23 protein-coding genes are annotated in these 20,187 nt (G+C 52.4%); 6 read left to right on the top strand and 17 right to left on the bottom strand.

Annotated features, from left to right (window positions below; translation table 11 throughout):
* Positions 1-69 precede the first annotated feature (69 nt).
* The 4 genes from cobA to E9531_RS05385 all read left to right on the top strand — a co-directional run bounded on the left by cobA (position 70) and on the right by E9531_RS05385 (position 3,274).
* A complete protein-coding gene (gene cobA, locus E9531_RS05400) occupies positions 70-945 on the top strand; it encodes a uroporphyrinogen-III C-methyltransferase (protein WP_136572720.1) in 876 nt (291 codons plus the stop codon).
* Entirely contained in the window at positions 881-2,215 is a 1,335-nt protein-coding gene (locus tag E9531_RS05395; RefSeq protein WP_136572719.1) for a BaiN/RdsA family NAD(P)/FAD-dependent oxidoreductase, read from the top strand. The genes cobA and E9531_RS05395 overlap by 65 nt, the downstream gene beginning before the upstream one ends.
* 206 nt (positions 2,216-2,421) lie before the next feature.
* Positions 2,422-2,634, top strand: a complete 213-nt coding sequence (rpsU, locus tag E9531_RS05390) for a 30S ribosomal protein S21 (RefSeq protein ID WP_136404599.1) — start codon at positions 2,422-2,424, stop codon at positions 2,632-2,634.
* 193 nt (positions 2,635-2,827) lie between these two features.
* The gene (locus tag E9531_RS05385) at positions 2,828-3,274 is read left to right on the top strand and encodes a GatB/YqeY domain-containing protein (RefSeq protein ID WP_136572718.1); all 447 of its coding nucleotides are present in this window, start codon (positions 2,828-2,830) and stop codon (positions 3,272-3,274) included.
* Between the two features lie 96 nt (positions 3,275-3,370).
* Here E9531_RS05385 and E9531_RS05380 read toward each other — a convergent pair whose 3' ends face one another.
* The 5 genes from E9531_RS05380 to E9531_RS05360 form a co-directional block, all read right to left on the bottom strand.
* Complete coding sequence (locus E9531_RS05380) at positions 3,371-4,741, bottom strand: MATE family efflux transporter (RefSeq protein ID WP_136572717.1); 1,371 nt, start codon at positions 4,739-4,741, stop codon at positions 3,371-3,373.
* Positions 4,742-4,885: 144 nt separating this feature from the next.
* Entirely contained in the window at positions 4,886-5,308 is a 423-nt protein-coding gene (locus tag E9531_RS05375) for an ester cyclase (protein ID WP_136572716.1), read from the bottom strand.
* A 56-nt stretch (positions 5,309-5,364) separates the two neighbouring features.
* Positions 5,365-6,285, bottom strand: coding sequence for an MBL fold metallo-hydrolase (locus E9531_RS05370; RefSeq protein WP_136572715.1), 921 nt, complete (start codon positions 6,283-6,285; stop codon positions 5,365-5,367).
* Positions 6,286-6,615 carry a MoaF-related domain-containing protein gene (locus E9531_RS05365; RefSeq protein WP_136572714.1) on the bottom strand — a complete coding sequence of 110 codons (330 nt, stop codon included), beginning with the start codon at positions 6,613-6,615 and terminating at the stop codon, positions 6,286-6,288.
* Between the two features lie 10 nt (positions 6,616-6,625).
* Complete coding sequence (locus E9531_RS05360; protein ID WP_136572713.1) at positions 6,626-7,303, bottom strand: DsbA family protein; 678 nt, start codon at positions 7,301-7,303, stop codon at positions 6,626-6,628.
* 112 nt (positions 7,304-7,415) lie between these two features.
* Here E9531_RS05360 and E9531_RS05355 point away from each other — a divergent pair, with 112 nt between their 5' ends.
* Positions 7,416-8,363 carry a LysR family transcriptional regulator gene (locus E9531_RS05355; RefSeq protein ID WP_136572712.1) on the top strand — a complete coding sequence of 316 codons (948 nt, stop codon included), beginning with the start codon at positions 7,416-7,418 and terminating at the stop codon, positions 8,361-8,363.
* A gap of 7 nt (positions 8,364-8,370) precedes the next feature.
* Here E9531_RS05355 and pdxH read toward each other — a convergent pair whose 3' ends face one another.
* From pdxH to E9531_RS05340, 3 genes are read right to left on the bottom strand one after another with little or no spacing between them, the layout of a single operon-like run.
* Complete coding sequence (gene pdxH / locus E9531_RS05350) at positions 8,371-9,024, bottom strand: pyridoxamine 5'-phosphate oxidase (RefSeq protein WP_136572711.1); 654 nt, start codon at positions 9,022-9,024, stop codon at positions 8,371-8,373.
* Positions 9,025-9,083: 59 nt separating this feature from the next.
* Positions 9,084-9,500, bottom strand: coding sequence for a lactoylglutathione lyase (gene gloA, locus E9531_RS05345; RefSeq protein WP_136572710.1), 417 nt, complete (start codon positions 9,498-9,500; stop codon positions 9,084-9,086).
* A gap of 44 nt (positions 9,501-9,544) precedes the next feature.
* Positions 9,545-10,120 (bottom strand): YggT family protein, encoded by a 576-nt coding sequence (locus tag E9531_RS05340; RefSeq protein WP_136572709.1) that lies wholly within the window; start codon positions 10,118-10,120, stop codon positions 9,545-9,547.
* Positions 10,121-10,237: 117 nt separating this feature from the next.
* Between E9531_RS05340 and E9531_RS05335 the strand changes: the two genes are divergently transcribed.
* Entirely contained in the window at positions 10,238-11,743 is a 1,506-nt protein-coding gene (locus tag E9531_RS05335; RefSeq protein WP_211343372.1) for an NAD(P)H-hydrate dehydratase, read from the top strand.
* 22 nt (positions 11,744-11,765) lie between these two features.
* Here the strand turns inward: E9531_RS05335 and fdx are convergent, their stop codons facing one another.
* The 9 genes from fdx to ppsR all read right to left on the bottom strand — a co-directional run bounded on the left by fdx (position 11,766) and on the right by ppsR (position 19,763).
* A complete protein-coding gene (fdx, locus tag E9531_RS05330) occupies positions 11,766-12,104 on the bottom strand; it encodes an ISC system 2Fe-2S type ferredoxin (protein WP_136572708.1) in 339 nt (112 codons plus the stop codon).
* 52 nt (positions 12,105-12,156) lie between these two features.
* The gene (gene hscA, locus E9531_RS05325; protein ID WP_136572707.1) at positions 12,157-14,031 is read right to left on the bottom strand and encodes a Fe-S protein assembly chaperone HscA; all 1,875 of its coding nucleotides are present in this window, start codon (positions 14,029-14,031) and stop codon (positions 12,157-12,159) included.
* A 62-nt stretch (positions 14,032-14,093) separates the two neighbouring features.
* Positions 14,094-14,621 (bottom strand): Fe-S protein assembly co-chaperone HscB, encoded by a 528-nt coding sequence (hscB, locus tag E9531_RS05320; RefSeq protein ID WP_136572706.1) that lies wholly within the window; start codon positions 14,619-14,621, stop codon positions 14,094-14,096.
* A 123-nt stretch (positions 14,622-14,744) separates the two neighbouring features.
* Positions 14,745-15,068: an iron-sulfur cluster assembly protein IscA gene (gene iscA / locus E9531_RS05315; RefSeq protein WP_136572705.1), complete on the bottom strand. Its 324-nt coding sequence runs from the start codon at positions 15,066-15,068 to the stop codon at positions 14,745-14,747.
* 111 nt (positions 15,069-15,179) lie between these two features.
* Positions 15,180-15,578 carry a Fe-S cluster assembly scaffold IscU gene (gene iscU, locus E9531_RS05310; protein ID WP_136572704.1) on the bottom strand — a complete coding sequence of 133 codons (399 nt, stop codon included), beginning with the start codon at positions 15,576-15,578 and terminating at the stop codon, positions 15,180-15,182.
* Between the two features lie 130 nt (positions 15,579-15,708).
* The gene (locus E9531_RS05305; protein WP_136572703.1) at positions 15,709-16,923 is read right to left on the bottom strand and encodes an IscS subfamily cysteine desulfurase; all 1,215 of its coding nucleotides are present in this window, start codon (positions 16,921-16,923) and stop codon (positions 15,709-15,711) included.
* A 79-nt stretch (positions 16,924-17,002) separates the two neighbouring features.
* A complete protein-coding gene (gene iscR / locus E9531_RS05300; protein WP_136572702.1) occupies positions 17,003-17,539 on the bottom strand; it encodes a Fe-S cluster assembly transcriptional regulator IscR in 537 nt (178 codons plus the stop codon).
* A 302-nt stretch (positions 17,540-17,841) separates the two neighbouring features.
* Positions 17,842-18,828: a bile acid:sodium symporter family protein gene (locus E9531_RS05295; protein ID WP_136572701.1), complete on the bottom strand. Its 987-nt coding sequence runs from the start codon at positions 18,826-18,828 to the stop codon at positions 17,842-17,844.
* Positions 18,829-18,938: 110 nt separating this feature from the next.
* Positions 18,939-19,763: a posphoenolpyruvate synthetase regulatory kinase/phosphorylase PpsR gene (ppsR, locus tag E9531_RS05290; protein WP_136572700.1), complete on the bottom strand. Its 825-nt coding sequence runs from the start codon at positions 19,761-19,763 to the stop codon at positions 18,939-18,941.
* Positions 19,764-20,187 lie beyond the last annotated feature (424 nt).

The raw sequence follows: 20,187 nt of genomic DNA, 5'->3' as shown, positions 1-20,187 counted from the left end.
TTATATAACTAAAAAATCTGATTTGTATTGAATAATAGATGGCCTTTGCTTTCGCATCACAATATTCCCATGACCGAGCCCGCTTTCCCTTCTAGCCCTCCTTCAAGCGCGACCTCCGGCGGCATGCAGATGTCTGCTATGGGGGAGTGTTTGCTTGTTGGGGCTGGGCCAGGTGATCCTGAGTTATTGACACTTAAAGCCGTCAAAGCTATTGCGCGTGCAACGGTGGTGTTGGTCGATGATTTGGTCAATGATGAAGTGCTGGTACATGCCTCGCCTACGGCACGCATCGTGCACGTTGGCAAGCGTGGTGGCTGCAAAAGCACGCCGCAAGCCTTCATCGAGAAGTTGATGGCGCAGGAAGCTCAAAACGGCGAAATCGTGGTGCGACTTAAAGGGGGGGACCCCTCTATTTTTGGCCGATTGGGTGAGGAACTGGCCTATTTGCGCTCTGCGGGAGTTCCCGTCACTATCGTGAATGGCATTTCATCGGGAGTGATGGCCGCAACGGCCTTGATGGCTCCGCTGACCCATCGGGACTATGCACATGGCGTTGTCCTGTTGACAGGCCATGCCGCCCCAGGTCAGCAAGAGTTGAATTGGGCGCAAATCGCGCAATTGGCCCATGCCCAGCGCTTGACGTTGGCAATCTACATGGGCGTAAAGGGAGTTGCAGGTATTCAGTCAGGTTTGCTCCAGAGCCTGCCTGGTGATACACCTGTGGCGTTGGTGCAGTCTGCCTCGTTGCCGCATGAACGGCGTGTCGTTACCACTTTGGCGCAGTTGGTTGATGTGGTGCGCGAGCAAGGTATTGCTAGCCCTGCCATTATTTTGGTTGGAGATGTCCTTAAAGCCAGTGCGGTGCTGCAACAATACGGGGATGGTTACCAATTTCCCCATATTGCCAGTACATACGACGTTGACAGCCGACGCGCCCACGGATAAGCCCTCATTTGCAGCATCATCAATAGAGGCGCAATCCTTTGATGCCATTGTGATTGGAGCCGGCGCGGCAGGCTTGTTTTGTGCCGCGCAGGCGGGCGCTTTGGGTTTGCGCGTTCTTGTGCTGGATCACGCAAAGAAGTTGGCCGAAAAAATTCGAATCTCAGGTGGTGGACGCTGCAATTTCACCAATCGTGACTTGGATGTGCGCCAGCCCCAGCAGCACTTCATTAGCGACAACCCACATTTTTGCCGCTCAGCCTTGTCTCGCTTTACGCCGCAGCATTTCACCAGTTTGCTTCAATCGCATGGCATTGCCTTTCATGAAAAGCACAAAGGCCAATTGTTTTGTGACCATAGTGCGCAAGATGTCATCACGATGCTGCAAGGGCTTTGTGCCCAGGCAGGCGTCAAGATATGGAACCCTTGCGAGGTGCATTCGGTGGTGAGGCAGGAAGGAGAGGCACATCAGGAGCGTTTTGTGCTGACGACATCGCTGGGCGCCGTTCAGTCTGCGGCCGTAGTGGTGGCTACTGGAGGATTGTCGATTCCCAAAATTGGCGCAACGGACTTAGGCTACCGCATTGCAGCGCAATTTGCTATCCCCTTGATTGCGCGTCGCCCGGGCCTGGTGCCTTTGACGTTTGCTTCGAGTGATTGGGCTACTTATGTGGGCTTGGCGGGCTTAGCTATGCCCGTTGATATCGCTACCGGTCAAGGCAAGAACAAGACGCAATTTAAAGAGGACTTGCTGTTTACGCATCGCGGCTTGTCTGGCCCGGCGATTTTACAAATATCCAATTATTGGCAGCCGGGTACACCGATTGCAATCAACTTACTGCCAGAGATGGATGTGTTGACTGCTTTGCTTGAAGCCAAACGCGATAGCAAACGCTTGCTTGCCAACGTACTTGCTCAGTGGTTACCTGCGCGTTTGGTTGAAGTGATGGTCGCGCAGCAGCCGCAATGGCTGCGAGCCATTGATCAGGTGCCGGATAAAGCATTGACTGCGTTGGCGCAACAACTGCAGGCGTGGCAAATTACTCCGAGTGGAACAGAAGGCTATGCCAAAGCAGAGGTGACCTTAGGAGGCGTAGATACGCGAGCGCTGTCCTCCAAGACCATGGAGTCGAGCGTGCAGCCAGATCTTTATTTCATTGGCGAGGTGGTTGATGTGACCGGTTGGCTTGGCGGTTATAACTTTCAATGGGCATGGGCAAGTGCGTATGCATGCGCGCAAGCCATGGCAGATAAACGCAGAACTTCAGTCTGAGTTTTGGCGCTGTGTTTGCCTGCAAATACGAAAGATATGGTGATTTGCGTTGCATGAGGCTCTCTGTCGGCTATAATGCTTGACTTTGCTGGCAATTGCCCTGTTGGCCATACTAGTTACTGAACAAACGGGGCGAAACCGCTAAGGTAGTTGATAAGGCCTGATCTTCCTTTTCACGCACCTTTGGCACCATATTTTTGATTTGAATGACTACTATCCGCGTCAAAGAAAACGAGCCCTATGAAATCGCTTTGCGTCGCTTCAAGCGCACGATTGAAAAGCTGGGCCTGCTCAACGAACTGCGTGCTCGCGAGTTCTACGAAAAGCCAACAACAGAACGCAAGCGTAAAAAAGCTGCTGCAGTCAAACGCCACTACAAGCGCGTACGCAGCATGCAATTGCCTAAAAAAATGTATTGAGTTTTTTCAGGCCAACTGGCTTGAATCACACTTGTTTGCTTCAATAAACAAGTGGGCTTGATCAAACCGCGCAAGAGGGACGCCTCGCGCGGTTTTTTTGTTTTTGAACGTACTCACTGAAAAATTGTGGGGTTTGCAGTAACCTACTCGTTTTGCAGAGTACATGATGCTGCTGTACTGATGGAGTCGATCTATGACATTGAAAGCACAAATCACGGAAGATATGAAAAACGCCATGCGGGCCAAAGATAGCAACCGTTTAGGCACTATTCGCATGCTGCAAGCGGCGATCAAGCAACGCGAGGTAGATGAGCGTATTGAGCTCGATGATGTTGCTGTAGTGGCAATTGTCGACAAGCTTGTGAAGCAGCGTAAGGATTCAATTGCAGCATTCACGCAGGCCAATCGCCAGGATTTGGTCGATCAGGAACAGTCTGAAGTCGAAGTGCTGCAAGCCTACTTGCCGGCGCGTTTGAATGCGCAGGAAGTGACTGATGCTGTGGCCAAAATTGTTGCGCAGCTGGGCGCTGCAGGCCCTGGCGATATGGGCAAAGTAATGGGGCAAGCCAAAAAAGAATTGGCAGGCAAAGCGGATATGGGGGAAGTCTCGGCAGCAGTGAAGGCTGCGCTGGCTGGTTGAGGTTCAGACCACTGTCAGCTCCAAGTGAGGCTACAAGTGCCACTGCACTTTGGTGGTACTGTGCGACGAACTGTATCGCACAGCACCTGACAATTATCATTGCTGGCTTGGCATGTTGTTCGCTGAGGCTGCGGGGAGACGTAAGCGTTGCCGCAGCAAGTACAGGAGGCTTAGTGCCGTAATGGTCAAGGCGACAACATTGGTGGCCCAGAATGGCCAGGCACCGTTTTGAGCGGCAATGCCTAGCAGCCCGTGGTAGGCCAATAGATAACCGCCCGTCACGCCAATGCCCCAGAGCATCACAGGGTAGATCACCATAGGTGCCAATGTAATGCGCCAACTGCGCAGCAGAAAGATCGTGATCACTTGCATGCTATCGGCCAAGATATAAAGCGCAATCCAATACAGTAGCATTGCACTGGTTTGTTGTACTAGGCTATCGCGTGTGTACAAGCTGGTAAGTGGCTCGCGCAGCAGTATGAGCAGTGTTGCCAGACCCAATGCGATGGCAAAGCCCACTTTCAAGCTGGCCACAGCCAGGCGCTGCGCCATGTCGGCATTGCCAGCGCCGCGCCAATAGCTCACGCGTGCACTGGCAGCAATGGCTAGCGAAAGAGGAAACATATAGCAAATGGCCGCAAAATTGCTGGCAATTTGGTGTGCGGCGGTGATCGTATCGCCTTGGCGCGAGATGAGTAGCGCCATAACGGCAAAAGAACTCACTTCTACCGAAGCCATTAACCCTGAGGGAATGGCCAAGCGTGCGAAATCGCGTTGACTTGACCAATTCAGTGGCTCAAGCCGAATCCATAGTTTGAGCGCTTGGTAGGTGCTGTTGTGGCGAACCAACCATAGGGCTAAACCCAGTAAGCACAGTTGCACCACCACAGTGGCCCATGCACTGCCTGCAATCCCCATATCTGGCAGCATGCCCCAGCCGTTGACAAGTGCCATGGTCAGGGGAACTTTGACGGCTAAACCTGCTACTTGCAACCATGTCACCAGGTGTGGCATGCCAATGGATTGGCTCAAGGTGACGAAAATACGATAGCCCATGGCCAGGGGTAAGGCCAAAGACAGAATTCCTAAATAGCTGCGCACAGGGCCATGCATTTCTGCAGGAACTTGCATGAGTGGCAGCAGTAATGTAGGCCCCACTAATAGCAAAATCACACCGAATAAAGTCAGTGTTCCGCACAAGTAAAGGCTTTGGCGCACCGAGGCGCCTAGAAGATGGAGTTTTCGCGCACCCAGTAATTCAGCCCACACAGGCAAAATGCCCTGCACACTGGAAAGTAGGCTGACAAAAACGGTAATGAAAATCGCGCCAGCAACAGAAAGCGCTGCCTGCGCCTGCACTGAGTAGTGCCCAATGACCATTACATCGGTAATGCTGTAGGCCATGGTGGCCAGCTGCCCGACCAAAATGGTGGAGGCGTGAGTAGCAATCGTTTTGCGTTCAGACATGGTGCGCACGTGCCAAGAGGGAAAGGCGCTTATTGCTTTTCAGCCCATCTGAACAAGCCAGGATACGCACCAATAAAGCGCACTATTATGCTGCTTTAGCCTGATCTGATTGCGTCTTAAAAGCAGGCTGCTTGGCGGTAGTCGTCACTTAAGTGATTGCGCTGCGATAGGAGAGACGGTGTGCTTTATGAGTCCATCAAAATTCTCAAAATGCCACGTCTCTTCAATGGTGTTGTTGCTGATCCGGTGCATATCCATACCGGTAAAAGTCACTTGTTGACCACTGGGGGCGATACCAGCAAAAGGACTGGTGTGTCTGCCAGTCATTGTGATGCGGGCGACGATCAAGTCATTTTCTTGTACTACGGCTTCGATCGTAATATGGAATTGCTCAAAGGCAGCATGGGTTTGCGCTACGCCACGCTTAAATCCATCCGGGGTATTGGCTTGCCCGGGATCGGCTGGGTGGTTGACCCAATGTGGGGCCAGCAGTTGCTCGAAAGTGGCAACATCGTTGCGATTGAATGCATCATAGAAAGACGCAATAAGGTGGTAGGGGGTCTGCATGGTGGATGTGTTTGTTCAAACAAGGCTGGTGGCCTAGACCACCAGCCCGTGAGGGGTTATTTCCACTGCATTTCGCCTTTGGCTACTTTGGCACTGAGCTCCAGCCCAGACTCGCCACCTAAAGTGGGGTAGCGTTTTTTCATGGCTTCGACTAAATCTTGAGAATTATTGGCTTTGGCTGTTTCTTCATCAAAAGCGCGGATGTAGTCACCGGTAAAGGTGACTGCGCTGATGTCGAGCTTTGAGCCTGGTGCGAAATGACCTGGGACCACTACTTTGGGGTGAAGCGCCTTGATGGTTTCGAGAGTGGCAAGCCAGTCGGTATGCGATTGTGGAGTTTGCGTGTCAGCCATCCAAACGTGTTCACCAGCCAATACAGGGATGCCACCGGCCACGGTTTGGATGGATGGAATCCAAACATAACTGCGATCTGGTGTTGGCCCAGTTAACCCCATAATTTTCAGCTCATGGCCTTCGAGGTTGAGCGTATCGCCCTGTAACGCTTGAGGCGTGATAAGGGTTTTTGGGGCGTTCTCTCCCAGTTGGGGACCCCACACTTTGAGTTTCTCGTCTTTTGTTTGCTCAATGTGTGCAATGGTTTGTGGGGTTGCCAGTATTTTTGCGTTAGGAAATGCCGCCTTGAGCGTATCCAGACCGAAGTAGAAGTCAGGATCGCCGTGGCTGATGTAAATGGTGCTCAATGGTTTGCCCGACGCTTTGACTTGGTTGACCAGTTTGCGTGCATCAGCGGCAGAAAACTGCGCATCAATCAAGATCGCCTCTGATTGACCGGTCACCAGTACGGAGGAGACGGCGAAAATAGCATCATGCCCTGGGTTGAAAATTTCAATTTGAAGGGGCGCTTTTTCTGCTGCGGTGGCGGCGATACCTGCGGAAGGGGCGACCATGCTGGCGCTCAAAGCCAAGCCGGCGGCGCTAATCAGTGCTGGAATGCGAAAGAGAGAGTGGAATGCCATTTATTTCACCTTTTTGAGAGTGGATACGCCGTTGAAAAATGTGCCGTCAGGGAACGTGATGTTGCTGTAGATCTGTTCGTTGGCAAAGTCCTCAACATGTACGACCGTGGTTTTGTCTTTCTCTTGCCAATGCACCATGTATAGGCCTTCGCGTAAAAATTGTCGCTTGTAGAAAATGGTTTCGGTTTGGCCTTTGTTGGGCTCGGCCAATTTCGTGAAGGTCATGTCGAATTGGTGGCCAAAGGCAATCTCGAATTCATTTCCGCTACCAAAATTGACATGGTAGGTATGCCCCTCTGCGGGAAATTGGTCTTGATGATGAATAGTCATGGACAGTGCTTTACGTATTGGGTTGGGTAGGTGTTGGCTCGCCGGTGTTTAAGGCAAGCAGGTGTTGCACAAAGCCTTGCGGATTTTCATAGGCCATGCCACTGGGGACTTGGCGGTATTGGTCGTTGCTTTGGAGTACGAATGTAGGAACGCCCCGCGCACCGACTGTCCGCAAAATGTGTTGTGCATGTGTTGTTCTGCTTTTGTATGTATCAAGCAGCTCAGGAGGCCTTGCTTGCAGTAAGTCGGCTGCTGCTGCATGACCTGTAGCCTTGAGCAATGCTTCCAGTGTGTGAACATCGGTGATGTCTTGACCATGAACGTAGCGTGCTTGCTGAATCGTTTTAAGCACTTGCCACTCTTGGTTTGGCGCAGTTAGTGCTACGGCAGTCAACGCCATGGTGGCTGGTCCGCTGTCAAACATTGCTTGGTGATTGCCGAGAACTTGTTGGCGGTAGAGATGGCTGAAGGATTGGCCGGTCAGGCGTTCAATGCGTTGGTCGTTGGTCCACGCGTAATGAGAAAATTCTGCATCCATAGGACGCGCACCTGCACCAGCAAATAGGCCTGTTGGTTGCAAATGCAATTCAATGCCAGGGGCTTGAGCCAGCTCCGTTACAGCAGAACTTGCCCCATAACACCAGCCACACAAGGGGTCGAAAAGATAGTGAATACGCGTGCTGGTCATGGAGAATCCTTTTCACTTTGATAGGGTGGCGCGACACGGTTGCGTGTTGCGATGGAAGGAATTCTAAAAAATATGAATTGATTGATAAAGATGAATTGAATATATTAAAAGTATGCAAAAAACAAACAATATCAGTGAATCCACCCAAAACATGTATGCGAATTTAAAGCGTTTGACGTATTTTGTTGCGGTGGTTGAAACAGGGTCATTCACAGCAGCTGCAGAACGTTTGGGTATTACCAAAGCAGTGGTGAGTCAGCAGGTAGCGCGTTTGGAGCGAGAGTTCCGTACAAGTTTACTGACGCGAACCACACGCAAAGTGGCGGCAACGGAAGTCGGTCAGGCGTTCTACCAACGCTGCACGCTGGTTCTGCGCGAAGCTGGTGACGCATTTAATGAGTTGGCGCAGAGTGCGGAAGCGCCTACAGGAGTGCTGCGGCTAACGGCACCATTGGATTTTGGTATTGCTGTTGTCGTGCCTGCGATTGCGACTTTCACACGCAAGTACCCTGCCTGTAAGGTCGAGGCGATATACAGCGATCAGGCGCTGAACTTGATGAATGGTCAAGTGGAATTGGCCATCCGTGCAGGCTGGTTGACAGAGTTGCATTTGCAGGCAAGACAAGTGGGCACGTTTGAACAAGTATTGGTTGCGGGTGCCCAATGGGTGCGTGAAGCAGAAACAATTAGTGAACCCAAAGATTTAACATCCCTGCCTTTTGTGGCCAACACAGCTTTGCGTGAACCGCTGAAATGGTCGTTTTCGCGCGACGCTTTAGAGCGTCAGCAAGTGCATGTGCAGGCCAGCGTTTTTTTGAATGAAACGCTGGCTGTGCGTGAGGCCGTACGCTTGGGCGTGGGACTTTCAGTGCTGCCTGATTTTGTGGTTCAACAAGACATTGCCAAAGGCCGTCTGGTGCGTGTTTTGCCACAATGGGAGCTTGCCACAGGCGGCATCCATGCTGTATTTCCTGCTGCTCGGTTTAGACCCGTTAAAGTCAGGGCGTTTGTGGATGTTTTGAGCGAGCAGTTGGCCCTGCGCAGTCAAATGAATGATTGAGCGCTGGTTACGGGGCAAGTCGATCAATGGACCACTGGCCTTGTTTGTCTTTGCTGTAAATGAGGCGGTCATGCAGTCTACCGACACGACCTTGCCAAAACTCCCAATACTGCGGCACCAACCTGTAGCCGCCCCAAAACAGGGGGCGTTCAGGATTTTTCCCTGATGCGTCAACCTCTGCTTCAATGCGTGCATAGGCTAGGTCGAGAGCTTCGCGATTGGCCACTTTGCGGCTTTGCGGGCTAGTCAATGCGCCGATACGCGACGCAAGAGGACGCTGTTCAAAATACGCGGCGCTTTCTTGCTCGGTGGTTTTTTGTACGACACCTTCAATTCGGACGACGCGTTGCAAATTAGCCCAGTAAAACTGCAAGGCCGCTTGCGGGTTTCCAGCCAACTCATGGGCCTTGCGACTTTCATAATTGGTGAACCAGACTAAACCTTGCGCATCATGCCCTTTAAGCAGAACAATGCGTGTGCTGGGGCGCAAATCGTTGCCCACGGTTGCCAGCGTCATTGCATTGGCTTCAGGTTCCTGGCTTCGAACGGCTTGTTCCAGCCATTGTGCAAACAGTGCATCAGGCACTTGAGGGGCTTCTTGCTCTGACAGGCTACCCCGAGTGTAGTTTTCGCGCATGGCGGCCAAATCAATGTTTGTCATACCGTAGATTGTGTGGGTTAAAGCGGGGTGGATATTTTTCCAATGGTTGCAGCATTGCTTCAGCGCAAACCACCGCCAGACGCTTGGGCATCTTGACGTTCTATTAACTCAATCTTGTACCCGTCTGGGTCTTCTACGAAAGCGATGACTGTGGTGCCGCCTTTAACGGGGCCCGCTTCGCGGGTGACTTTGCCCCCAGCTTGTTTGATTTTTTCGCACGCGGCATAGGCATCAGGTACGCCTAACGCAATATGGCCGTAGGCGGTGCCAAGGTCATAGCTTTCTGTGCCCCAGTTGTACGTCAACTCCAATTCAGCTTGTGCGGGGTTGCCGCCGCCATAACCCAAGAATGCCAGTGAGTATTTGTATTCAGGGTTTTCAGAGGTGCGCAGCAACTGCATACCCATGACCTGTGTGTAGAAATGGATGGAGCGTTGCAAGTCGCCTACGCGAAGCATAGTGTGAAGAAATTGCATGGGGGAAAGTCCTTGATTGATGTGAGTAGACGCTGGCGTCTTGCTTATGGCGTCATGACTATGGTTAGCACGGGGCTGATTGCAACCATTTCCAAGCGTCGAATGACGATCAAGACAATGTAGAGCAAAAGGCTCAATACCATCGGGGAGACGTCAATGCCGCTACTGCTTGGCAGTAGACCGCGTAGCGGCGCCAATAGAGGTTGGCATAAACGCTCGGCAAGAGAGGCAAGCCAATGTCCGGGCATGATCCAAGACAAAATGGCCATGATCAACAGTAACCCGATAACGAGCCAGACCGCTGCCTGCAGTAGCGCAAATGCCGCTTGGATAGGCGCAATGCTTCCAAGCTGCCATTGGCCTGCAGCGCCGATTAAAAGCAGGTATTGCAGCACCAGCACTAGATAGGCGAGTAACACGCAAACCCAATCCCAACGGCCCTTCGCCTGAATCAGTTTACGCGTTGGCCGGACCAGCCATGAAGTGATGGCGATAACCAGTTGGCCTAAAGGATTTGTAAAACTCACACGCATGCCTTGGAGCCATGTGCGTAACAAAAGAGCAGAAACCAGCAAAGTCGCCAGTGTGCCCAGTAAAAAGGCGAAAATCTCGTACAGCATCTTGACTTCATCTTAACTCAGCATGACTGTGTCAGTGGGCGAGACAGTGCAATAGAAAACGGTTTTACAGGGGCACTTGGCTGTTTTCTACGCTTGAATTTTTGAAAGGTATTAACCATGCGTAAGTCACATGCCGCTACGGTGCCTACTCGGCATGAACTGCTAACCCCATGCCAAATGACACAAGCCGATCAGGCCTGCATAGCTGCAGGAGTGGCGGGCACGGTGCTGATGCAGCGTGCAGGGCAGGCGGTTGCTCTTGCCATGATGAGACGCTGGCAGCCCTGTAGGGTGGCTGTCTTGTGTGGACCAGGTAACAATGGGGGCGATGGTTTCATCATTGCGCAATCGTTACGCGACAAAGGCTGGTCTGTTGCCGTTTTTTTGTTACAAGCCCCCCAGCAGCTTCGAGCAGATGCTGCATGGGCTTTACAGCAATGGCAAGGCCCTATTGATGACGCTGCCTCGTTTGACGCTGCAGAGTGGGATTTAGTAGTGGATGCCATATTTGGCGCTGGACTCAATCGCACCGTGGATGGGCAGGCTTTGCAGTGGATTGCGCAGTGCGATGCCGCGGGTGTGCCTGTTTGTGCTGTAGATATGCCCAGTGGCATTGATGGTGCGAACGGGCAGGTGATGGGGCGGGCCTTGCGTGCTGAACTGACGGTAAGTTTCTTTCGTGCAAAGCCCGGACATTACCTTTTGCCTGGGAGAGCGTATTGTGGCGCACTGGTGCTGGCCGATATTGGCATTCCCAGCGATGTTGCGCCTGTTGTTGAGTGCAGGACATGGCTGAATACGCCGGCATTATGGCAAGCGGTATGGCCACAGGCGCAGGCGCTTGATCATAAGTACAAGCGCGGCCATGTACTTGTTTTAGGTGGGGCTTTATTGACAGGTGCAGCGCGCTTGTCCGCGCAGGCGGCACAACGTATTGGGTCTGGGCTGGTCACGATAGCCGCGCCTGAGTTGGTGTGGGGGCTGTATGCGCAGACCATGCAGGGCTGCATGGTGCAAGCCTTTAGTACGGGCCAAGAGCTGCGCCAAATGTTGCAGGAAGGGCGGCGCAATGTGTGCTTGATTGGGCCAGGTGCAGGAGTTCAGAGCCTAACGCGCGATGCGGTTTTGAATGCTGCAGTGGCAGGCAAACATCTTGTGTTGGATGCTGATGCGCTGACAGTGTTTGCCGATGCACCAGAGACTTTATTTACGGCTTTGGCTGCGCGTGATGCAGAAACAGTTCTCACCCCGCACGAGGGAGAGTTCACGAGGCTGTTTGGCATGGGAGGTGATGCAGATAAATGCCTTCGGGCACAACGTGCAGCGCAGCGGGCAGGCGCGGTGCTTGTGTTCAAGGGGGCCGATACCGTGATAGCCGCGCCCGATGGCCGGACCGCCATCAATGCCAATGCGCCTGCAACATTGGCCACAGGAGGGAGTGGCGATGTGTTGGCTGGCATCACGGCTGGATTGCTGGCGCAAGGCATGCCAGCATTTGAGGCTGCTTGCGCTGCAGTGTGGATGCACGGCGAGGCTGCCAATACGTTAGGGCCACACTTAATTGCAGATGATTTGCTGGGTGCGATTGCGCACTTGCCGCTTGCGTTTCTGTCTGAGAATTAACGCACCGCAAGAGAGGGAAACGTCAGTGATTTTCTTTGGCGTGATTGATGGTGTATTTGGGAATTTCAACCACTAAATCCTCGTGCGCCACAATCGCTTGGCAGCTCAAGCGCGATTGAGGCTCTAAGCCCCATGCCTTGTCGAGCAAGTCTTCTTCTGTTTCTTCCTGCTCATTGAGCGAGTTAAAGCCCTTGCGCACAATGACGTGGCAAGTGGTGCATGCACAACTCATGTCACATGCATGCTCGATTTCGATGCCGTTTTCCAGCAGTGCTTCACAAATAGAGGTGCCGGTTGGTACGTCTAATTCAGCCCCCTCAGGGGCCAGTTGTGCATGGGCAAGGATGATGACTTTAGGCATAAATGATCTGCAATGGGTGGGGCTTATAGGGCGATTCTCTGGCGCATTTTGGTCAGAGGGACTGGACGTTTTTTCCCGCCAGGGCTTGCTGAATGCTGCGGTTCATGCGAGCTGCGGCAAAGGCCTCTGTGCCATGGGCCAGGGCTTGGGTGGCTGCTTCAATGTCGCCAGCGCAGCCTGTTTCTAGAATGGCGATGATATTGGCAATCAAAGTGGTGATGTGGGCGTGCTCTTGCTCGCTTAACAAGTCACCGTCAGCCTTCAGGGCGGAATGGGTTGAGAGGATGAGGCGCTCGGCATCTACGCGTGCTTCTGCTTTTGCGCGTGCTTGGATGTCTTCCTGTGCGGTAGCAAAACTCTCGCGCAGCATGCGCTCGATTTCGGAGTCGGCTAGCCCGTAAGTAGGCTTGACTTGCACATGGGCTTCTACGCCCGAGGTGAGTTCCTGCGCAGAAACACTGAGCAGGCCGTCGGCATCGACTGTGAATGTCACGCGAATGCGTGCTGCCCCTGCTGCCATTGGCGGAATACCGCGCAGCTCAAAGCGTGCCAGGCTGCGGTTATCAGCAACCATGTCGCGCTCGCCTTGCAGTACGTGGATGGCTAACGCGGTCTGGCCGTCCTTGTACGTGGTGAAATCCTGTGCCTTGGCTGTTGGTATGGTTTCATTGCGTGCAATGATGCGCTCGGTCATGCCGCCCATGATCTCAATACCAAGTGATAGAGGCACCACATCCAGCAGCAGCACATCGTCTTGGCTGTGGCTGTTGCCCGCTAATTGGTTGGCTTGAATCGAAGCGCCCAATGCAACGACTTCATCTGGGTTGAGATTGGTCAGCGGTTGTTTGCCAAAAAAGGCCGCTACGGTTTCTTGTACTGCCAGCAGGCGTGTGGAGCCACCAACCATCACAATGCCATCAATCTCAGAAGGGCTGAGTTTGGCATCTTGCAACGTGGCTTCAATCACTTGCATGGTACGAGCAATCAGTGGTTGGGCAAGCGCAGCCAGTTGCGCTCTGGTCAAAGTCAGAGTGCAAGTCTTTCCAGCCCACTGTACTTGCAAGGGCGTGCTGTCTTGTGTTGCAAGGGCTTCTTTTGCAAGTCGAGCCTGATTGCGCGCAAACGCCTTTTCTGCACTGTTTTGGGGAAAAGCTCCTGCTTGCGCACTGGTCCATTGAACCAATAGGGCGTCGACATCGTCGCCACCCAATGCAGAATCGCCGCCCGTTGCCATGACTTCAAACACGCCTTGAGTCATGCGCAGAATGGATGCATCAAAGGTGCCTCCACCTAAGTCATAGACAAGGTAAATGCCTTCGCTACCATGGTCAAGCCCATAGGCGATTGCTGCAGCTGTTGGCTCGTTGATGAGGCGAAGTAAACGAATTCCTGCCAGACGAATCGCATCTTTGGTGGCTTGGCGTTGGGCATCGTCAAAATAGGCGGGCACGGTCACGACTGCGCCATAAAGGTCATCGTCAAAACTGTCTTCTGCGCGTTGGCGCAGGGTGGCCAAAATCTCTGCGCTCACTTCGACTGCTGTTTTAGCGCCTGCTGCAGTTTGCACTGCCAGACTGATTGCTCCTTCATCGCCTGTGTGCTCTGTAAGGGTATAGGGCAGTTGCTCTTGGTGCTGAATATCTCCAAGTCCTCGGCCAATCAACCGCTTGGCTGAGACGATCAGGTTGGCCGGGTCTTGTGCGCCTGATTCGAGTGCGCGGTAGCCAATGGTGCGGGGAGCACCGGCCGGATAATGCGCAGCTGAGGGTAGGAGGACACGCCCTTGCTCATCTGGCAGACATTCAGGCTGGCCATTGCGAACCGCAGCTACCAAAGAGTGCGTGGTTCCCAGGTCAATGCCAACAGCCAGTTTGAACTGGTGTGGATCCAGGCTTTGGTTGGGTTCAGCAATTTGCATCAATGCCATGGTGGGTCGAGGCTCCTGTCAATATTTTTGGGGCACGCGTGCCGGTATCTTTTGTTTCAAGTTCAGGCTGCGCTGGCGGGCAATTGACGCTGTCTTGCTTGGACGCGCTGCATGAAGCGCGACAAAAACATCCAACTGCGAATATGCTCAACGGCAGCGCTAAACTGACGATTGTGGTCAATGGCTTGTGCGGTGGCGTGAATGGTGGCTTCCAATTCGGACTCCACTTGCTCTCCGATGGCTGCCACATCGGCTTGTGTCTGAGCATCATCGAGTGCTTCAAGCCACTCCATTTGCTGCATCAAAAATTGCCTTGGCATGGTCGTGTTGTCTTCTGCGCCAATGGTATGCCCATGCAATTCGCATAAATAAATGGCGCGCGTAAGTGGGTTTTTGAGACGCTGGTACGCTTCATTGACCCGAACGGACCATTGCATGGCTAGGCGCTTTTCTGCCGCGGATGCACTGGCAAAACGATCCGGGTGCACTTGTGCTTGAAGTGTCTTCCAGCGCGCAGTTAAATCTGCTGGCACTTGCTGGAACTGTTGGGTAATTCCCAAGAGTTCAAAGTCGTCAGATTGGAGGTTCATAGCAAACACCGAATGGCAATCACCATCGTGCAAATAACAAAGCCGCCTCAAGGGCAGGCGGCCGACCGTGGCATGGGACGTGTAATGAGGCAGTACTGGTTAAGATGCGCTTTGTGCAGAACATCAAACCCGAAAGCTCTCTCCGCATCCACAGCGATCACGCTCGTTTGGGTTGTTGAATTTGAAGCCTTCATTCAAACCTTCGCGCACAAAATCCAACTCGGTGCCATCTAAGTAGGCAAGGCTTTTTGGGTCAATCAACAGTTTGACACCAAAATTCTCAAAAACGATATCCTCATCGCCCGCGTCATCCACATATTCCAGCTTGTAAGCCAAGCCAGAGCAGCCGGTTGTCTTCACGCCCAAACGGACGCCCAAACCCTTGCCGCGTTTGGAGAGGTAACGAGTGACGTGGCGTGCTGCTGCTTCTGTGAGTGTGATGGCCATGGTGGCGTTCTCTTTTTCTTTGTCCTAATCTGTGCTCTTAGTGCGCGATGCGGCAGTTAAAGCAACCATGCTGGCGCGGTGGCGTAAATGCCAATTGCCAGCAAACCGCTATCAGGCCGGTTGGCCTTGTGTCTGCTTCTCGCGGTAATCCTGGACTGCAGCTTTAATAGCATCTTCAGCCAGAATGGAGCAGTGCACTTTCACAGGTGGCAATGCCAATTCTTCGGCAATGATGCTGTTTTTCAAGGCTGCTGCTTCATCCAACGTCTTGCCTTTGACCCATTCTGTTACGAGTGAGGATGATGCAATGGCAGAGCCACAGCCATAGGTTTTAAAGCGAGCATCTTCAATCACGCCAGTTTCAGGGTTGACCTTGATTTGCAGCTTCATCACATCGCCACAAGCAGGTGCGCCCACCATGCCGGTGCCTACGGAGTTGTCGCCTTTATCGAAAGAGCCCACGTTGCGGGGGTTTTCGTAGTGGTCAATCACTTTGTCGGAATAAGCCATTGCAAGCTCCTTTTCTCAATGAGGAATTGCTGCGTTACGTACCAAGGTCATGTGGGGGCGCAGCTAAAAAAATCAAACTTAACCAGGTGCTGAGTGTCCATGTTGTGGCATCAACGCCCTTCATTGCCTGTCAGTGTGCAGCCCATTGGATGGTGCTCAAATCCACGCCATCTTTGAACATTTCCCACAGCGGGCTGAGCTCACGCAGACGAATCACGTTTTCACGAATGGTCTGGATGGCGTAGTCGACGTCTGCATCGGTGGTGAAACGGCCAAACGTCATGCGTAAACTACTGTGGGCCAGTTCATCACTGCGGCCTAATGCGCGTAAGACATAGCTGGGTTCCAAGCTGGCAGAAGTGCAAGCTGAGCCGGATGAAACGGCAATGCCTTTAATCCCCATGATCAGTGATTCGCCTTCAACGAAGTTGAAGCTGATGTTGAGGTTGTGCGGAACGCGGTGTTCCATATTTCCATTAATGAAGACTTGCTCCATATCAGTCAGGCCATCAAGCAAACGCTTTTGCAGACGTGCCGCATGGACGCGGTCTTTCTCCATTTCTTCACGTGCAATGCGGTAGGCCTCACCCATGCCCACAATTTGGTGGGTAGCCAAAGTGCCTGAACGCATGCCGCGTTCGTGGCCTCCACCGTGCATTTGTGCTTCGATACGCACACGTGGCTTGCGGCGCACATACAGGGCACCAATGCCTTTGGGGCCGTAAGATTTGTGGGAGGCCAAACTCATTAAATCGACAGGCAAAGTTGACAAGTCGATGTTGATCTTACCGGTAGCTTGGGCGGCATCAACATGGAAGATGATGCCGCGTTCACGGCACATTTTTCCGATGGTTTCCAAGTCTTGAACAACACCAATTTCGTTGTTGACCGCCATGACGCTCAGCAGGGCAGTGTCTGGACGAAACGCTGCTTCCAATACAGCTAAATCCAATAATCCGTCGTCTTTGACATCAAGATAGGTGACTTCGAAGCCTTGGCGCTCCATTTCGCGCATGGTATCGAGCACGGCCTTGTGCTCGGTTTTAACGGTGATGAGGTGTTTGCCTTTGCCTTTATAGAACTGGGCAGCACCTTTGATTGCCAGATTGTCAGACTCAGTTGCGCCACTGGTCCAAACGATTTCGCGCGGGTCTGCGCCAATCAGATCGGCAACATCTTTGCGGGCTTTTTCAATGGCCGCTTCTGCTTCCCAACCCCATGCATGGCTGCGAGATGCGGCATTGCCATAGTGCTCGCCAAGCCAAGGAATCATGGCCTCAACAACGCGCGGATCAACGGGGGTGGTTGCGCCATAGTCAAGGTAAATAGGGAAATGTGGAGTCATGATGGGGTTCTTGTACTAGCTGTGGCCATGGGTGGGGAGCCCACCGCGTAAAGGCGAATAAAGGAAATGCCGGACGAAATCAGGATTTGGCCAATGCACCACCCAAGGCAAATACGGAATTGGGCGCATTGACACGAATGGGCTTGACAACTGGGGCAGAGGAAATCGTGCGTCTTGCTGGGCTGCGCTCTTCAATTTGAACGCCTTTGGCCAATTGTTCTTCGACCAATTTTTTAAGCGTAACGGAGTCCAAAAACTCAACCATACGTTGGTTTAATGCGGTCCACAGGTCGTGCGTCATGCAGCGCTCGCCTTCACCCAGACAGTTTTCTTTGCCTGCGCAGTGTGTGGCATCAATCGGTTCATCAACAGAGACAATGATGTCGGCCACCGTAATGTCATCGGCTTTGCGCGCTAAGGTGTAGCCGCCGCCTGGCCCGCGTGTTGATTCCACCAATTGGTGGCGGCGCAGTTTGCCAAAAAGCTGTTCTAAATAAGACAGAGAGATTTGTTGGCGCTGGCTAATCGCAGCAAGCGTAACAGGGCCGTTGCCCTCGCGCAGCGCCAGATCAATCATGGCGGTGACCGCAAAACGGCCTTTAGTTGTTAATCGCATGGCGTGGTTCCTTTTTCCGTGAATGTGACAGAAACACCTTCCGGACGGTTATGCCGGATTGGGAAGGCGCCGACCTCACCTTGCGTCGCGATGGCATGAGTACATGCGAGATGCCTGCGACACAGTGTTTTCCCGAATTATATCACTATCCCTATTAAATTTGTCGGGTAATAAGTATTTGATTTTTCGAGAGTTTTTTTGTGAGTCTTGAGAGTGGAGTGGCTGTGAGAGTGTAAGTTCCCACTATTTATGTCAGGTATTGAGGTTGGGTGGGTGGCTAGTCAACTTGCTTTGTGAAGCGGTTATTCACTATCGGATGGCCGTGCTGCAAATCTTTTTGCCAGCACTGCACAAACCATGAGCTGGATTTGGTGAAAAATCATGATTGGCAGCAGCATGATGCCGATTGAGCCTCCAGTGAAAAGAACTTGGGCCATAGGAACTCCCGTGGCCAAGCTTTTCTTTGAGCCAGCAAACAGGATGGTAATCCTGTCCTCTAAGTTAAAGCCCAATAGTTTGGCGGCAAACCAAATCGCGAAGAGGACAATGGCCAGGATTGCGCAGCACACGAGCACGAGACCTAACAAGTTCTGTAGAGGGACTTGCGACCAAAGCCCTTGGTTAACAGCTTGGCTGAATGCGGTGTAAACAACCAGCACAATCGATGTTTGATCGACGTTTTTGAGCCAGCTCTTGTTGCGCGATACCCAGCCTCCAATCCAGTGTCTGGCGATTTGGCCTGCGATAAATGGGATGAGTAGTTGAACAACAATTTTCTTGATGGCTTCAATCGTATGGGCGCTTTGGTCGCCGTCAGCTCCTAAAAGCCATAACACCAATAGCGGTGTAATAAAAATGCCAATCAAGCTGGAGGCTGCTGCGCTGCAAATGGCAGCAGGAATGTTCCCGCGTGCCAGTGAGGTGAAGGCAATGGCAGATTGCACAGTGGCGGGTAGGGCGCACATGTACAGAATTCCCAAGTACAGGCTGTTGCCAACAAGGGGGGCAATCAATGGTTTAAGTAACAATCCAAGGAGCGGGAAAAATGCGAAGGTGCAGCCAAAAACGACAAGGTGCAACCGCCAATGGGTAGCGCCTGCAACTATCTCCTGGCGCGAGAGCTTGGCGCCGTGCATGAAAAACAGTAAGGCAATAGCCGCATTAGTGAGCCATTTGAATGCGGTTTCAGCTTGCCCTTGCGCAGGTAAAAAACTCGCCAGCAAAATGACGCTGATCAAGATGAGAGTGAAGCGGTCAAACTTGAATTTGAAATTGCGAGCGAGAGCCATAAATTGTTGACAGCAAGTAATTCAAAAGCGGGCATTGTCCGCTTTTTTTGCGCAATATGTCACCAGTCGAGCTGCCTGTTCGACAGGAGGAGGCGGCATTTGAAGAGGTTTTAGCGGCCAGCCATCCGTTCAGGCATTAGTTCGTGCAGGATGGTTGTAGAGATTTCTTCGATGGACTTGGTGGTGGTTGATAACCAGCTGACACCGGTGCGTCGCATCATACTTTCAGCTTCGCTGACTTCCATTCGACAGTTTTGCAAACTGGCGTAGCGAGAGCCTGGGCGGCGCTCGTTGCGAATTTCAGATAAGCGTTCGGGATCGATGGTGAGGCCAAATAATTTCTTCTTGAGTGGCAGTAGTGCTGGTGGCAGTTGCTGGCGCTCAAAGTCTTCAGGGATGAGAGGGTAGTTGGCTACCTTCATGCTGTATTGCATGGCGAGGTATAGACTGGTTGGCGTTTTGCCGCTGCGGCTAACCCCCACCAGAATAACGTCGGCACTTGCTAAGTCGGTGTTCGATTGACCATCGTCGTGTGCCAATGTGTAATTGATCGCTTCCATACGATCGGAGTATTCTTTGCTTTTGCTGATGTCTGTGAATCGACCGATGCGGTGGTGTGATTTTGCCCCCAATTCCAGCTCCAGCGGCCGAACAAAGCTACCAAACATGTCCATCACCATGCCTTTGCAATTCTGGGCAAAAATAGCTTGCACGTCAGGATTAACTAATGTCGTGAATACGATGGGCTTGTTGTTTTCCAGTTCAAAGCTATGGTTGATTTGGCGGATGGCTTGGTGGGCTTTGTCCACTGTGTCAACAAACGGTAGCCGTACTTTGCGGACGTTCAAATCGAACTGCGCAAGTATGGCGTTGCCAAAAGCTTCGGCAGTGATCCCGGTGCCATCGGAGACAAAATATGCAGTGCGGTTGGCCATATCAATTGTGCTTTGAGAAGAGTGGGGGCAACGTAAGTGCCTGCATCATAGTGGCATATGCACGGGCGAATGCGCATCGGAGCTTGTAATTGCAACTTGTGAAATCAGCGGTCAAAGCGCCTACAATACCGTGTCGTTTGGTGGCTCTGCCAGAGTAAGCGTGGCGGAAAATGGCTATATGCAGGAAATGATTTCCATTAGATATATATCGCCAAACGCATTATTAATTTTCAGATTTATCCACTTACCCGCGAACTTCTTGCCATGTGGCTTGTTGATCCAATACCAGAACAAGCAAAGCGACATCTGCCGCTGGCTCGGTCGTGGGCTAAGTATGGCGTGCGTAAGCGCGCCCACTTGAGGGTGATTTATCAGGTTGATGCGACAAGCGCGTCCTTGATGAATAGCAGCAAGTGGCAGATGT

Origin of the sequence: Lampropedia puyangensis (genome assembly GCF_004833285.1) — a bacterium.
GTDB lineage: Bacteria > Pseudomonadota > Gammaproteobacteria > Burkholderiales > Burkholderiaceae_C > Lampropedia > Lampropedia puyangensis.
This window is presented reverse-complemented; position numbering and strand designations above follow the sequence as displayed.

What these genes read in the sequence shown, in the direction of transcription:
- cobA (WP_136572720.1), top strand. Translation starts at nt 70, where the DNA reads ATGACCGAGCCCGCTTTCCCTTCTAGCCCTCCTTCAAGCGCGACCTCC.
- E9531_RS05395 (WP_136572719.1), top strand. Translation starts at nt 881, where the DNA reads ATGGTTACCAATTTCCCCATATTGCCAGTACATACGACGTTGACAGCC.
- rpsU (WP_136404599.1), top strand. Translation starts at nt 2,422, where the DNA reads ATGACTACTATCCGCGTCAAAGAAAACGAGCCCTATGAAATCGCTTTG.
- E9531_RS05385 (WP_136572718.1), top strand. Translation starts at nt 2,828, where the DNA reads ATGACATTGAAAGCACAAATCACGGAAGATATGAAAAACGCCATGCGG.
- E9531_RS05380 (WP_136572717.1), bottom strand. Translation starts at nt 4,741, where the DNA reads ATGTCTGAACGCAAAACGATTGCTACTCACGCCTCCACCATTTTGGTC.
- E9531_RS05375 (WP_136572716.1), bottom strand. Translation starts at nt 5,308, where the DNA reads ATGCAGACCCCCTACCACCTTATTGCGTCTTTCTATGATGCATTCAAT.
- E9531_RS05370 (WP_136572715.1), bottom strand. Translation starts at nt 6,285, where the DNA reads ATGGCATTCCACTCTCTCTTTCGCATTCCAGCACTGATTAGCGCCGCC.
- E9531_RS05365 (WP_136572714.1), bottom strand. Translation starts at nt 6,615, where the DNA reads ATGACTATTCATCATCAAGACCAATTTCCCGCAGAGGGGCATACCTAC.
- E9531_RS05360 (WP_136572713.1), bottom strand. Translation starts at nt 7,303, where the DNA reads ATGACCAGCACGCGTATTCACTATCTTTTCGACCCCTTGTGTGGCTGG.
- E9531_RS05355 (WP_136572712.1), top strand. Translation starts at nt 7,416, where the DNA reads ATGCAAAAAACAAACAATATCAGTGAATCCACCCAAAACATGTATGCG.
- pdxH (WP_136572711.1), bottom strand. Translation starts at nt 9,024, where the DNA reads ATGACAAACATTGATTTGGCCGCCATGCGCGAAAACTACACTCGGGGT.
- gloA (WP_136572710.1), bottom strand. Translation starts at nt 9,500, where the DNA reads ATGCAATTTCTTCACACTATGCTTCGCGTAGGCGACTTGCAACGCTCC.
- E9531_RS05340 (WP_136572709.1), bottom strand. Translation starts at nt 10,120, where the DNA reads ATGCTGTACGAGATTTTCGCCTTTTTACTGGGCACACTGGCGACTTTG.
- E9531_RS05335 (WP_211343372.1), top strand. Translation starts at nt 10,238, where the DNA reads ATGCGTAAGTCACATGCCGCTACGGTGCCTACTCGGCATGAACTGCTA.
- fdx (WP_136572708.1), bottom strand. Translation starts at nt 12,104, where the DNA reads ATGCCTAAAGTCATCATCCTTGCCCATGCACAACTGGCCCCTGAGGGG.
- hscA (WP_136572707.1), bottom strand. Translation starts at nt 14,031, where the DNA reads ATGGCATTGATGCAAATTGCTGAACCCAACCAAAGCCTGGATCCACAC.
- hscB (WP_136572706.1), bottom strand. Translation starts at nt 14,621, where the DNA reads ATGAACCTCCAATCTGACGACTTTGAACTCTTGGGAATTACCCAACAG.
- iscA (WP_136572705.1), bottom strand. Translation starts at nt 15,068, where the DNA reads ATGGCCATCACACTCACAGAAGCAGCAGCACGCCACGTCACTCGTTAC.
- iscU (WP_136572704.1), bottom strand. Translation starts at nt 15,578, where the DNA reads ATGGCTTATTCCGACAAAGTGATTGACCACTACGAAAACCCCCGCAAC.
- E9531_RS05305 (WP_136572703.1), bottom strand. Translation starts at nt 16,923, where the DNA reads ATGACTCCACATTTCCCTATTTACCTTGACTATGGCGCAACCACCCCC.
- iscR (WP_136572702.1), bottom strand. Translation starts at nt 17,539, where the DNA reads ATGCGATTAACAACTAAAGGCCGTTTTGCGGTCACCGCCATGATTGAT.
- E9531_RS05295 (WP_136572701.1), bottom strand. Translation starts at nt 18,828, where the DNA reads ATGGCTCTCGCTCGCAATTTCAAATTCAAGTTTGACCGCTTCACTCTC.
- ppsR (WP_136572700.1), bottom strand. Translation starts at nt 19,763, where the DNA reads ATGGCCAACCGCACTGCATATTTTGTCTCCGATGGCACCGGGATCACT.